The organism is Micromonospora sp. MH99, from assembly GCF_021442385.1.
Lineage (GTDB): Bacteria > Actinomycetota > Actinomycetes > Mycobacteriales > Micromonosporaceae > Micromonospora.
In genome coordinates this window covers 1-12,501 of the sequence record NZ_MUZA01000112.1, presented here as the reverse complement: position 1 = coordinate 12,501, position 12,501 = coordinate 1, and the positions used below count along the sequence as shown (strand labels likewise).

Sequence of the window (12,501 nt, the reverse complement as noted above, 5' to 3'; positions counted from 1 at the left end):
CGGGCCCCGGCCGGTCTCCGCCGCGCCGGAGCTGCCGTGAGCGTCGACCCCGCCGCCGGCGGCGCGGCGGCCCGCACCGGACCCGACCCCGCCGAGGAGCCGGCGCGGCTGCTGGTGGGCGGGACGGAGGTGGCCCGGTACGTGGTGGACCCGGCGCTGGACGCGCGGCACGGACCGCGGCCGTACCTGCACCCGGTACGCACCCTCGGCGGCACTGTGGTCACCGACGCGCTCCCCGCCGACCACGTGTGGCACCTCGGCGCGTCCCTCGCCGTGCAGGACGTCAACGGCACCAACCTCTGGGGCGGGCGCACCTACGTGCGCGACGTCGGCTACACGTGGCGCGAGGACCACGGGCGGATCGCGCACACCGGCTGGTCGCAGCGGTCCGCGGACCGGCTGGCCCACCGGCTGCAATGGCGCGACCCGGGCGGGGCGGTGCTGCTCGACGAGCGCCGCCGCCTCGCCGTCGTCGGCCTGAGCGGCACGGGGCCGGCGGGGGAGCTGCCGGCCTGGCGGCTGGAGATGGACTACACGCTCAGTGCCCCCGCTGGGCGGGACGTGCGGCTGGGCAGCCCGGCCACCAACGGTCGCCCCGGCGGGGCCGGGTACGGCGGGTTCTTCTGGCGGGCGGTCTCGGCCGAGCCCGCCAGGGTGTTCAGCGCCGGCGCGACGGGGGAGGAGGCCGTCAACGGTTCCGCCGAGCCGTGGGTCGCCCTCGTCGGCGTCGGGGCGGGCGGTGGGGCGTACACCCTCGTCTTCGACGGTCTCGGCGACGGCGACCGATGGTTCGTGCGGACCGCGATGTATCCGGGGGTGGGGGTGGCCTTCGCGTTCGAGCGGCAGGTGACCATCGCGGCCGGCGCGACACGGCGCGGCCGACACCGGGTCGTCGTCGCCGACGGTGCCCTGGACGTCGCCACCGCCGGTGCCCTGGTCCGCTCGGCCGGGGGTCACCGCGGTCGCTAGGCAGCCGCGTGGTCAGGCCCGGCCGGCCAGCTCGCCGACCGCCACCTGGTACGCGGCCTGCGTGTGGTACGGCCAGTGCCGCTCGATCGGGGGCGGCACGGTGTCCGCCGGGTCGATGGTCAGGCTTCGGGGATCGCGGAGCCGGATGTCGACGTCGCGCGCCGCCGGGTCGGGGCGCGGCGGTGGGGCGTCGGCGAAGATCGGCCCACCGATGGGATCGGTGTCCCGCCACAGGTTGCGCCACCGCCACCCGATCCGCTCACCCAGGTCGACGAGCGTCGGCGGTCCCAGGTACGCGGGATAGAGCCGGGCGTACGTGCGCCCCAGCGGCGATCCGTAGGTCAGCAACGAGACCCTGGCCAGCACGGCGGGCGGTAGCTGCAGGATCGTGGCGGCGGCGAGCACCGAGCCGTGGCTGTGCCCCGAGAGGACCACCGGGCCGGCCCGGGCCAGCCCGGTGACCCGTTTCGCCAGCTCCGGGACGGCGCGGGCGGCGTAGCAGGGCGGCGCGAAGGGGTGCACCGTACGCGGCCAGAAGGTGCCGAGGTCCCACAGCACCGCCACCAGCCGCCGGGTCTGGGACGACCGGTACGCGCGAAAACCGAGGATCAGGAGGCAGATCACCAGCAGGCTGATCACCCAGACACCGGCATCGGTCAGATACGCCACGACGAGCCCCGCCGCACCGCCCTCTGCACCGACGTGGGCGGCGAGCTGGGTGGGACCGATCCCGATCACGTCGAGGGCGACGGTGGCTAGGCCGAGCGTCGCGATCACCAGAAACGCGAGCAGCACCGGTCCCAGCTCCTCGGTGATCTGGGACCGGGCGATGGTCTCCCGGACCAGCCGCAGCCGATGGGCGTCCTCGGGCGACGCGTCCGGGTAGTCCCGTTCGATGATGCTCGCGGCCAACCCGTGCCGCCGCCGACGGCTCAGCAGGAGGGTGGCCGAGGCGGCCGCCGCCCCGATCAGCAGCGCCGCGAGCCCGGCGAGCGCCGCCCACCAGTAGGCGACCGGCGGCTCCAGCGGGCCGACGACCGGCGCGTTGGGTCGCAGCGGGTCGGGAATGTCACCGTGGTCGAGGATGTCGGCGGTCCGGTAGACCAGGCTGGCGGTGAAGGCCGCGCCGATGCTCACCGCCGCCGCTGCCAGGATCGGGGTGCCGAGCCCGCGGAGGAAGGCGCGGTGGCGGCCGCCGCGTTGGCGGGCGTACGTGACGGCCGTCAGGACGATGAGCAGGACACCCTGCACCGCGACCACCCCGGCGGCGGCACCCTCGTAGCCGGGCAGTTTCCCGGAACCGGACGGCCGCGCGCCGGCGAGCACTGCCGTACCGAGGCACAGCGCGGTCACCGCGACGACGACCGCCCACAGCGGCCGCAGCAGGCGCCGGCTCTGTGCCGTGCTCGTGGGCACGGGCCGGCCGAGCAGGACGACACAGAGCACGAGCAGCCCGACGGCGGCGGCGAACTGCACGACGTGCCCGGGTGCGCCGGGGCCGCCCGGCGAGATGCCCGCGAGCAGGCTGACGTCAAGGGTGCCGACGCCGAGCGCGATGTGGATCTGACGCAGCCATCCGATCGTCCGCTCGTCGTTCCAGAAACCGGCGTCGTCGAGATCGTCGGTCCCGCTGGTGGTGTGCTGGGCGGACGACGGACCGAATCCCTCGAACGCCCGCGTGGACCGGGTGCCGATCGCCCAAACGACCTGCAGCGCGATCAGTGGGACGACCGACAGCAGGGCCAGCCGCGGGCCGGACGGCAGCGCGTAGAGCCAGGCCAGGTAGGGACGGCCGGCGCGGCACCCCGGGTACGGGACGCACTGCCAGCCGACCAGATCCAGGGTGACGCCGACGATCGCCAACACGAAGGTGACGGTGAGGGTGCCGGCGAGCAGGCGGCACAGTATGCCGAGCAGTCCCCACCGGTCCCGGCCGGGCGGCCGCATCCAGATCGCCAGGTTGCTCAGCATGAACGGCAGCAACAGCAGCATCGAGGCCGTCCGGACGGCGGCGCCGGCGGTCAGGGACCCCCAGCGGTACGCCTCGACGGCAACCCCGGCGGCGGCGCCCCCGGCGGCGCCGCTGCCGCTGCGTGGTCGGAAGAAGCCCGCGTGCCGGTCCCCTGCGACGCGGACCACCATCGGGTGGTCGAGGATCCGTTCCGCGCTCACGCCGGAGATGCCGTGCACGCGCAGCTCCACCGCGTCGCGCGCCGGCGTCGGATCCACGCCGTCAGGGTCACAGACAATTCACCGGCGCGTTGGCGATACCGCGAAGGTCAGCGGGTGGGCAGGGCGGCGGTCACCCGCACGGACTTGACGATGGCGGGGATGGAGCCGATCAGCAGCACCAGACCCCAGATGATGGCCACGATGGCGAAGATCAGCGCCCCCACGTCGTCGAGGATGCTCACCACGATGACCGGGACGAGCCGGTGCAGGAACTCCAGCACGACGGTGCAGAGCAGTGTGGTGAGCGCCAGCAGCACGAGGCCCTTGTTCTGGGCGAAGCGTGGCTGGGCGAGCAGCAGCAGCACCGCCCAGACCAGCTTCAGCAGCAGCGCCAGGCCCAGCAGCAGGCTCGCGTCGCCGACCGGGAAGAAGCCCCACAGCGCCAGGTACGCCAGGGTGCCGAACGGCACGGCCAGGAACAGCGACACCATGATGGTCAGCTCCACGAAGGCGATGATCAGCAGCAGGAGCGAGCCCAGGATGAGCAGGATCGAGAAGATCAGCGTCGCCACACCCTGGATGCGGCCCTGCACCCGTTCGGGCACGGCCAGGCTCAGGCAGAACAGGCCGGTGGTCCACAGCGCCACCACGTCGATCAGCGCCAGGTAGCTCGTACCCCGCCCGGAGGGCTCGCTGATGCTGCCGGCGTCCACCTCCACGCCGAGGTCCGCCGCGCCGGCCAGCAGCGCGCCGGTGGCGTCCCCACCCCCGGTGAGCAGTGACGATCCGACCTCCACGAGGACCACGAGCGTGACCGCGACAAGCGCGAGCAGCAGGAAGGGCTTGCGCAGGTCACCCATGTCGGGCCTCCTCGCGGTCGCGCCGGCCGGCGGGCGCGGGATCGGGCCCGAGGTGTGGGCGGGTCAGTCGGCGGCGACGGTGACCGTGCATCCGACACCTCCCGGGCAGCTCAGCAGCACGGTGACCGCGCGGTCGACGGCGATCCGGGCGACCGCGTCGCCGCCGTCGTCCGGCTCGACCTCGGAGCGCACGGTGAGGTCGGCGTCGCCGGGCGCCGGAGCGCGCACCACGAACGGGCGACCGCTGCGCAGCACCAGCGTCCGCAGCTCGCCCGGGTCGGCGACCCGCACCGCGCAGCCGCCGACGAAGCTGAGCACGTCACCGGTGCGGTCGCAGTCGGCCTGCACTGTCGCCGGGTCGACGCCCGTGCTCGCGCCGGCGAGGCGGCCCAGCCGCTCGACGACCCCCGGTGGGTCGTCCGCGCGGCCCTGCTCGCCGCCGGAGACGCCGAGGGCGAGGACGAAGAACGCCACCAGCAGCGCCGCCACGGTCACCAGCAGCACCTTCTGCCGACCGCTCATCGCTGCGCGACCGCCCCGGTCACCTCGGTGAACCGGATCTGGTCCACGCCCGCGAAGTACCTGTCGAAGCCCTGCGTCTTGCCCACCGCCACCAGCGTGAGCGTGTGCCGACCCGACCCGAGCCGGACGGTGCCCACGTCGGTGAAGTCCTGCAGGACGACCTTCGGCGTGAAGCCGAAGAAGGTGCCGCCGAGCTGCGCGCCGTCGACCTGCCAGATCGTGTTGGCGTAGTCGAACGAGGTGGTGCGCGTGGTGGAGAACCGCCAGAGGGCGTCGGCCGGCAGCTCGACTGTGACGCTCACCCGGTCACCGGGCGCCAGGCCGGTGAAGAACAGCTGCTTGTCGCCCGACCAGGTCACGTCGCAGCAGTTCGGCTGCGCCCCGACCGCCGCGGCCGTCTTCGCCGGGGAGTCGATCCGAGCGCCGTCGACCAGACTCTCGGCCTCCACCGTCACGACCCGTGGCGTGCCCGGCGTGGGTGTGCCGTCGGGTCGGGTCAGCAGGTAGCCGACCACGCCGGCGACCACGAGGACCAGCGCCGCAGCGGCGGCGATCCACGGCCACGGCGTCCGCTTCGGCGCGGCGACCGCCCGGACCTCGTACGTCACCCGGCCGCTGGAGCGCGAGCTCTCCTCCGGCGCGGTGTTCGCCGAGTACGCGAACCCGGTCATGTCGTAGCGGCGCGGCGCGGTGCCCGCCGGTACGGCGAGGCGGACCAGGAAGGACACCGAGCCCTGCCCGGGAACCACCCGCTGCGGCTCGGTCACCGTGAACCAGGCCCGCTGGCTGCCCTCGCCGGGTGCCACGTCGAAGACGACGGTGTCCGGCGCCAGGCCCGGGTTGGAGACGGTGAAGGTCAGCTCGCCGTGGTTGGCGGCATCCAGGGTGAACTGCGACGCGGCGGCGACGACGGCCCATTCGGTGGTCATGACGGCTCCTTTGCGGACGGTGCCGCGCTCGGCGGGGTCGGTGCCGGCGAAGCGGCGACGACGATCTCGGCGGTGGTCGACGCGGGCTTCTCCGCCTCGACGATTCGGGTGATCACGGCGAGTTGACCGGCGGCGGCCGCCGGCACCCGCACCACGATGTGAAAGGGCCGCTCGTCGGGTTCGTCGATGACGAACCCCGGCAACCCGGTGGCCAGCTCCAGGGCTCGGCGCATCCCGTACGGGGTGCCGCGCCACCGGGCCAGCAGCGCGCCGTTGGCCACCAGGTCGCGCAGCCGGCCCACCGGCAGCGGCAGTGGGGCGTCCGGTCGGGGCGAGGCCACCACGTGGTCCATCGCCACCCAACGGGTCAACCGCACGACCAGGTGGTCGGGCGCCCGGTACGGGTCGAACAGGGCGTCCACCTCGGCGAGGATCGCCTCGTCCGGGGCGTGCAGCCCCTCCATGACGTCCAGCAGCGCCCAGAGCACGCTGCCCGGCACGCACGCCCGCTGGTAGGCGGCGGGCAGCAGCCGCTCAATCGCCGAGCGTCGCATCCTGGCGCACCACCTCGATGTCGTGCTCGCCGGAGCAGAGCAGCCACGTGTCCGGGACGGTCACCACGTCGGCGGTGGCCTGGTTGGCGCTGGCGGTCCAGTTGACGGCGTCGGCACTGCGGTACACGCCGCGTTCACCGCAGGCCAGGACCAGTCGGTCGTCCGCCGTGGGACCGTTCGCGCCGAGGGTCGCCGGGCCGCTCACGGCGACGGCGTCCACCGGCACGAACCGGGTCCGGTCGCGCAGCGGCAGCCCGCAGTTGACCGACACCGACTGCCACTGCGGCTGGGCCGCGAGGGTGTCCAGCCGCAGCACCCCACCGCTCTGCGTGGCGGCGAGGACCTGCGATCCGGCGAACGCCAGGTCCCGGCAGGTCCCGCCGATCCAGCCGCTCTGCACGGTCTGCCACTGCACGTCGGACTCGAACAGCCGGGTGCGGTGGCAGCCCTGGCCGGGCTTCTTCGGGTCCGGCTCGCCCGCGCCGCTCCACAGCAGGGTGGCCGGGCCGTCGTACTGCACCGCGAGGACCCGGTTGTCCACGTTGGAGAGGCCGACGTGCGCGAAGCTGCCCGGCCGGCCACCGGCGGTGGACAGGTACACCCCGAAGCCGGCCTGCGCGGCGACCGCCACACCGGGGGCGCCCCGCTCGGAGACGAACGCGCGTACGGCGTAGAAGCCCCGGTCGGCGTCGGACGGATCCACGAGGATCTGCAGCGGCACCGCGCCGGGCAGCAGCGACACCTCGTACAGGCCGGTGTCGGTCGCCACCAGCAGCGCGCCGGCGCCGTCGCGGTCCAGCCACGCCACGTCCGAGATGCGCGAGTCCAGGTCGGTCAGCAGCGACCACGTCTCACCCAGGTCGGTGCTCAGGTGCACCCGGGAGCCGCCCGAGGCGCGCAGTGTCACCACGGCCACCGATCCGGGCCGCGCGACGATGCCCGGTCGCACCGGCGCGGGAGCGGGCGCCACCCGCAGCACCGTCTCGTCGTCGAACCGGCCGGCCGGCTCCCAGCCGGCGCCGGAGTTGCTGGAGCGGAACAGCACCGGGCCGCGTCCGGCGTACCAGGTGCGCGGCTGGTACGCATCGACGGCGAGCGCGCGGACGTCGGCGTCGGGGGCCTCGTCGACGACGAACCGCACCGACTCGACGTAGCGCACGCCCGGCTCGGCGTGCTCCAGCAACCGGTACACGTTGGACGCGCGCAGCGGCTCACCGAACGGCCAGCCGGTCGGGTTGAGCGCGGTGGGCAGCGGGCTGAGCGTCTGGTGCAGCCGGTCGTGGATGCGTCGCCGGACCGCGTCCACGTCCTCCTCGCGGCGCACCACCACCCGGGCCCGCACCGACACCGCCTTGAACCGGGCCCAGGTGGCCCGCGAGCGGGTGCCGACCATCCGGCGCTGTTCCAGGTCCGTCTCGACGCGGTGGCGGGCCTCGGGCACCTCGTGCTCGCGCAGCACCGACACCGGCAGTCGGCCGCCCGGGCGGGCCGTCGGCGGCACGTACGGCACCAGCACCACCTCGACCTCACCGGGCCGGGCGAAGCTGTAGACGGCCGAGCGGGTGAACGCGCGGGCCCGCGCCACCGCGCCGGAGCTGGTGGCCAGCACCTCGAAGTCGCGGGCGGTGACGGCGCGCTGCTGGGCGAAGAACTCGTACGGGCCGCGCAGCAGCACCGATTCCAGCGCCTCCATGTCCCGGCCGCCGGCCGCGGGCGCGGGGTTGTCGACCCGTACCCCGGGCAGTGGATCGCGCAGGCTGGTCAGGGTGCCGGCCGCCACGTTGCCGGTGGGACCGCCGCCGGAGCGGTACCAGAGCCGGACCTGTCGCCCGGCCGGTGGCACCGCCGCCACCGTCACCGCCTCGCCCGCCCCGGCGGCCTCGCCCGCGCCGGCGGGCGGTCGCAGGTCGAGGGCCGGAGCGAACGTGACGGTCCCCGAGCAGCGGTCGACGAGGTACGACTTGGCCTGCGGGCCGAGCCCGGCGAAGCTGTCCACCGGCTGCCAGATCTCGAACGTGCGGCCGTCGTGCTCGCGGGCTGCCACCCCCAGCTCCACCGAGCCGGCCGGCACCTCCACCCCGAGCAGCAGGTCCAGCGGCTCGCCGGTGTGGGCCAGGGGAGCGTGCGCCGCCCGGAGCACCTGGCCCGGCTGGCCGGTGCCGACACCCAGCAGCTCCGCCTCGACGGGCTCGCAGTGGTGCATCCGGACCGTCACCGACGTCTCCCCGGCGGCCAGCACTGCCGGTTCGGTGGTGACGAACAGGACCGGTCGGGGATCGGCGCCGCGCGCCGCCGCGACCCGCAGGCCGGCCGGGATCCGCACCGCGCCCCGGTCGGTGCCGGCGCGGGTGAACACGACGTCCGCCCAGGCCGCGGTGGGCGCGTGCCGCGCCACCCCGAGCAGGTTCAGAAACGAGACGTACGCCTTCTCCGGCAACTGGTTCAGCCGGTAGATCATCACTTCGGTGAGGTGTGCGAACGCCTCCACCAGCGCCATGCCCGGGTCGTGCGCCGACAGGTCGGTCCAGGCGGGGCAGGACTGGTGGATCCGCTCGCGGGCCTCGGTGACGAGGTCGAGGAACCCACGGTCGTCCAGGTGCGGGGCGGGCAGGGTCATGACTGTTCTCCCGGTTCGTCGTCGGCGGGGAGCAGATCCACGGAGAACACCAGCTGCCCGGGCGTCAGGCTGGCCCGCACCCGGTAGTCCAGCCGGATCACCAGCCGCCACGCGTCGTCCGGGTCCGGTCCGGCGTCGGTGTCGATGACCTCCACCCGGGGCTCCCAGCGGGCGATGGCCTGCCGGACGTAGTGGATGGCCAGCCCGGCCGTCGTGTCGTCGTTGGGCGCGAAGACCAACCGGTGCAGCCGGGAGCCGTACCCGGGTCTCATCAGCCGTTCGCCAGGCGTCGTGGACAACAACAGAAACAGCGCCTGGCGTACGCTCTCGTCGCCCTCGGTCATGGCCAGTCCGCCGGCAGCGGTGAGCGCCAGCCCACCGCCCCGACCGGCGTCGAAGCCCGCGCCGACGAAACGGAACGCCCTCATCGGTCCGCCCCCAGGAACCGCTGCCGGGGATCGCGGACGGTGTGGTGGACCATCCCCGGTGGTGTGCCGTCGGTGAACCCCTCGAGGTGTGACAGCACCACCCGGTGGCCATCGACGCGTAGCCAGTCGCTGTAGCCGACCCGGACGGTCAACGTGTTCGTGCACGGCTTGACGGTCGGGCCGTAGTTCGGACAGGCCTTGATGGTGCGGCCCTGCGGGTCGTCGTCCACCAGCACCGGCACGGCCGTGACGGTCACCCAGAGCTGCGAGGGCCGGTTCTCGACCCGGCCGTCGTGGTCGCAGGTGATCACCGAGTCGCGGTGGATCCAGCGCATCAGCCGCCTCCTTCGTGATGGGCGCGGGCGAGCGAACGGGCCTGCTGCGCCGCGGTGCTCGCATCCTCGGGCGCCTCGGCGTGCAGGAAGTCCACGCTGCGGGCGCGGACCACCATGGCCCGGCCCGGCGCGGAGATCACCAGGTCGCTCGCCGCGTGCAGGGTGGCCAGGTCGGGGGTGAGCTCCAGCCAACTGCCGCCCTCGGTGGCGAGCCGCAGGCTGCGTTGGACGTCGTCCACGACTATCGACTGCCCGCCGGCGGTGCGCAGCGACCAGCGGCGGGACCTGCCGTCGTCGACACCCGCGTCGTACGGCTCGACGGCGCCGAACAGCGAGCCCAGCACGATGCCCGAGGCGGGCTCGCCGCCGGGCAGCACCACCAGCACTGTGTCGTCCGGATCGGGGAGCGCCACCAGGCCCTTGCCGCGGCCGGCACCGGGACAGAGCACACCGAGCCAGCCGGCGTCCAGATCCCCGTACGCCGGCAGGGTCAGCCGCACCCGACCCAACCCGTCGGGGTCGGCCACGTCGGTCACGGTGCCCAGGGTGACCACCGCAGGGCCCGCCGCCGTGGGGGCGGGAGCCGGTGGCACGGTGGAGAACCGGGTCAGGTGCCCGTCGCCGTCCACGGTGTGCACCACCTCGGTCAGCACGTACGCCCCCGCGAGGGGGTCGGGCACACCGGTCAGGTCGATCCGCCGGCCCGGCCGCAGCGCCGGATCGCCCTCGGCCAGCCCTTCGGCGGTGGCCAGCGCGGCGGCGCGCAGGTCCAGTCGTGCCTGGGCCAGGGCCGCCAACTCGTCGTCGCTGCGCCCGGGCTGGTCGACGGCGGTGCGGACCCCGTCCGCCCCGACGTCGGCCGGGTCCGGCCGGTCGCCGGCCGGACGACCGCAGCGCGCCTCGTCGGCCTGCTGGCTGATCGGCTCGGCCCGCTGCGGATGCCAACCCAGCGCGGCGCTGGCGCCGCTGGCCTGGTCCGCGTTGGTGGACAGCCGCAGGGTGTGCACACCCGCGCCCAGGGCCAACGCGACGGGCTCCCCGTAGCCGGCGAGGGTGATCAGCCGGACGTCGTCGCCGTCGGCGGCCAGGTGCAGCCCGGCCCGGCCGGTGACCTCCCGGAGCAGCTCCAGGTCGCTGTGCCGGTGCTGGAGCAGCCGTTCCAGTCGCGGTCCGTCGCTGTCCGCCGTCACGGTCAGGCCCACCTCGCCGCACAGCTCACGGGCCAGCTCGGCCGTCGTCACCGAGGTGAAGACCCGCAGGTCCTGGCGCTTGCGCAGGCGGTGCAGCGCGTCGTACGCCCGCAGGCGCAGCACCGCCGCGCCGTCGGCGGCGTACTCGACCTCCACGGCGGTGACCTCGCCGGTGAACAGCGCGTCGGAATGGTCGGCGAGCCGTACGTCGACTGTTGTGCCGGGCCGCGCCACCGGGTCGAGAGCGCCGGCCCCGGCGGCGGTGGCGAGCACCAGCTCGGCCTGGGTCGGCTGGTCGAGCCGGGCGGCCACCCGCAGCGAGCGGATCCGCTGGCGGGCCGTGGCGTCCAGTTCCACGCCGTCCAGCAGAACTGTCAGCGCGCGGGGCGCCACGCTGGTCACGGCGTACTCCCCGGGCCGGTGCCGGGCGGCGTGCCGTCCGGGTTGGTGCTGGCGGTCGCCGCGCCGGTCGGCGTGGCCCAGCTCGCGGTGGCGATCGAGGCGCCCACGTACGACGTGCCGGCGCCCACCGCGCCGGCCACCGCCCGCGCCATCGAGGTCAGCGTCGACTCCGACCCGCCCCCGCCCGGCGCGCTGCTGGGGACCGCGAGGGTCGTGCCGGCGGGCACCGCGAGCGGGTCGGTGATCCGGTTGTGCTCGGCCAGCAACCGCCACCGCAGCGGCGACCCGAGCGCGTCGTTGGCCAGCAGGTCGAAGCGCACCCCGGAGTTGCCCGGCTCGGCGGCGCCGTCACCGGCGGCGACCACGGCGCTGCCCGGCGCGGCGGCCGGGGTGCTCACCGCAGCCAGCTCCTCGGCGAATCCCGCCTGCGCCTGGTCGGCCGCTTCGGCGGCCCGGACCAGCTTCAGCCGCAGCCACGAGCGCCGGGGCGAACCCGTACCGGTGAACGCGTCGAACCGTTCGGCCACCGCGATGATCACGCCGGGCACGTTCCAGGTCTTGCCCCAGACCAGCCGGACCAGCGGCGGGCGCAGCCACCCGTGCTCGGCGGTGGAGTTCTCGGCAAGCATCCACAGCGGTCGGGTGAGCACCCGTACGTCGGTGGGGCGGACCTGGGCCTGGACGAAATCGACGTCGAACAGCAGGTCGAGCACCAGCTCCGTACGGCCGCCGCCGGTGAAGACCAGCGGGTCGTCGGCCAGTCCGGCCCCGGTGAGCTGCCCGCCGCCCGCGCCCCGATGGCGTACCCCGGCGAGCCGGGTCACCTGCACGGTCTCCGGGTTGAGCAGGCAGTCCACCCGCTCCCCGGAGGAGTCGATAAGGAAGGCGACACGTTCCATCAGCCGCCCGCCTGTTCCCGATCCAGGCGGTCCACGTGGCGGGCGTCGAGCGCCGCCGGGGGCACCGTCCACAGCGGAGTGTCGTCCGGCAGCTCCGGCCACGGGTCGACGGCCGTGGACGCCGGGCCGACCGGCAGTTGCGCGGCACTCGGCTCGCGCTGATCGCGGTGGCCGCGGTCGTCGTGCCGGTGGTCGGGCTCGCCGCGCTGCGTGGCCCGTACGCCGCCCAGCGGTGCGCGTTCGTCCGGGAGGGCGGGCCACAACCCGCTGCCCGCGCCGCCCGCTGTCACCCCGTCGACGGCGGTGGGCGCGGTGGTGATCCGTGGCGGGAAGGTGCCCCTGGAGGGGCCGAGGTCCGTCGCGATCCCGGGCGGGGAGCCGCGCCGGGTGGGCGGGGTGGCGGGCACGCCTGCCCGGGTCGGGTCGGGTGCGTCGGTGGTCGTGGTGTCCCGTCGTAGCGGTCCCGCCGGTGCGGCGGGCGTGGCCGCGGTGGCCGCGCCCGGCCAGGATGGCTGACGCGCGGGCCACGCCTCCAGGATCCGGCCGGACAGGCGCCGGTTCGCCGGTGGGGACGCCGTCGGCGCGTCGTGCCCGTCCGGCAGGTGGGTGGCGTCGGAACCGCCA

General features: G+C 74.9%; 11 protein-coding genes and 1 pseudogene. 1 reads left to right on the top strand and 11 read right to left on the bottom strand.

Features of this window, described 5'->3' with window-relative positions; genetic code table 11:
- Positions 1-969, top strand: a 969-nt coding sequence (locus B0E54_RS31060; RefSeq protein ID WP_374109334.1) for a PmoA family protein, incomplete at its 5' end; no start/stop codon positions are given.
- 12 nt (positions 970-981) lie between these two features.
- On the opposite strand, the gene B0E54_RS31055 is transcribed toward B0E54_RS31060, so the two are convergent.
- The 11 genes and pseudogenes from B0E54_RS31055 to B0E54_RS31005 all read right to left on the bottom strand — a co-directional run.
- Complete coding sequence (locus B0E54_RS31055) at positions 982-3,198, bottom strand: hypothetical protein (RefSeq protein ID WP_234591343.1); 2,217 nt, start codon at positions 3,196-3,198, stop codon at positions 982-984.
- Between the two features lie 50 nt (positions 3,199-3,248).
- Positions 3,249-4,001 carry a hypothetical protein gene (locus tag B0E54_RS31050; protein ID WP_234591341.1) on the bottom strand — a complete coding sequence of 251 codons (753 nt, stop codon included), beginning with the start codon at positions 3,999-4,001 and terminating at the stop codon, positions 3,249-3,251.
- A gap of 63 nt (positions 4,002-4,064) precedes the next feature.
- Entirely contained in the window at positions 4,065-4,523 is a 459-nt protein-coding gene (locus tag B0E54_RS31045; protein ID WP_234591330.1) for a hypothetical protein, read from the bottom strand.
- Positions 4,520-5,452 (bottom strand): hypothetical protein, encoded by a 933-nt coding sequence (locus tag B0E54_RS31040; RefSeq protein WP_234591328.1) that lies wholly within the window; start codon positions 5,450-5,452, stop codon positions 4,520-4,522. Before B0E54_RS31040 ends, B0E54_RS31045 begins: the two co-directional genes overlap by 4 nt.
- Positions 5,449-6,006, bottom strand: a complete 558-nt coding sequence (locus tag B0E54_RS31035) for a phage tail protein (protein ID WP_234591327.1) — start codon at positions 6,004-6,006, stop codon at positions 5,449-5,451. Before B0E54_RS31035 ends, B0E54_RS31040 begins: the two co-directional genes overlap by 4 nt.
- Entirely contained in the window at positions 5,987-8,623 is a 2,637-nt protein-coding gene (locus B0E54_RS31030; protein ID WP_234591324.1) for a putative baseplate assembly protein, read from the bottom strand. The genes B0E54_RS31035 and B0E54_RS31030 overlap by 20 nt, the downstream gene beginning before the upstream one ends.
- A complete protein-coding gene (locus B0E54_RS31025) occupies positions 8,620-9,051 on the bottom strand; it encodes a GPW/gp25 family protein (protein WP_234591322.1) in 432 nt (143 codons plus the stop codon). Before B0E54_RS31025 ends, B0E54_RS31030 begins: the two co-directional genes overlap by 4 nt.
- Entirely contained in the window at positions 9,048-9,386 is a 339-nt protein-coding gene (locus tag B0E54_RS31020) for a hypothetical protein (RefSeq protein ID WP_234591319.1), read from the bottom strand. Before B0E54_RS31020 ends, B0E54_RS31025 begins: the two co-directional genes overlap by 4 nt.
- Positions 9,386-10,978 (bottom strand): contractile injection system protein, VgrG/Pvc8 family, encoded by a 1,593-nt coding sequence (locus B0E54_RS31015; RefSeq protein WP_234591317.1) that lies wholly within the window; start codon positions 10,976-10,978, stop codon positions 9,386-9,388. Before B0E54_RS31015 ends, B0E54_RS31020 begins: the two co-directional genes overlap by 1 nt.
- Complete coding sequence (locus B0E54_RS31010) at positions 10,975-11,877, bottom strand: hypothetical protein (protein WP_234591315.1); 903 nt, start codon at positions 11,875-11,877, stop codon at positions 10,975-10,977. Before B0E54_RS31010 ends, B0E54_RS31015 begins: the two co-directional genes overlap by 4 nt.
- A pseudogene (locus B0E54_RS31005) lies at positions 11,877-12,501 on the bottom strand (hypothetical protein); the annotation flags it as partial. The gene B0E54_RS31010 and the pseudogene B0E54_RS31005, both read right to left, overlap by 1 nt.

Coding starts and splice junctions, on each gene's coding strand:
- B0E54_RS31050 (WP_234591341.1), bottom strand. CDS start 4,001: ATGGGTGACCTGCGCAAGCCCTTCCTGCTGCTCGCGCTTGTCGCGGTC.
- B0E54_RS31045 (WP_234591330.1), bottom strand. CDS start 4,523: ATGAGCGGTCGGCAGAAGGTGCTGCTGGTGACCGTGGCGGCGCTGCTG.
- B0E54_RS31040 (WP_234591328.1), bottom strand. CDS start 5,452: ATGACCACCGAATGGGCCGTCGTCGCCGCCGCGTCGCAGTTCACCCTG.
- B0E54_RS31035 (WP_234591327.1), bottom strand. CDS start 6,006: ATGCGACGCTCGGCGATTGAGCGGCTGCTGCCCGCCGCCTACCAGCGG.
- B0E54_RS31030 (WP_234591324.1), bottom strand. CDS start 8,623: ATGACCCTGCCCGCCCCGCACCTGGACGACCGTGGGTTCCTCGACCTC.
- B0E54_RS31025 (WP_234591322.1), bottom strand. CDS start 9,051: ATGAGGGCGTTCCGTTTCGTCGGCGCGGGCTTCGACGCCGGTCGGGGC.
- B0E54_RS31020 (WP_234591319.1), bottom strand. CDS start 9,386: ATGCGCTGGATCCACCGCGACTCGGTGATCACCTGCGACCACGACGGC.
- B0E54_RS31010 (WP_234591315.1), bottom strand. CDS start 11,877: ATGGAACGTGTCGCCTTCCTTATCGACTCCTCCGGGGAGCGGGTGGAC.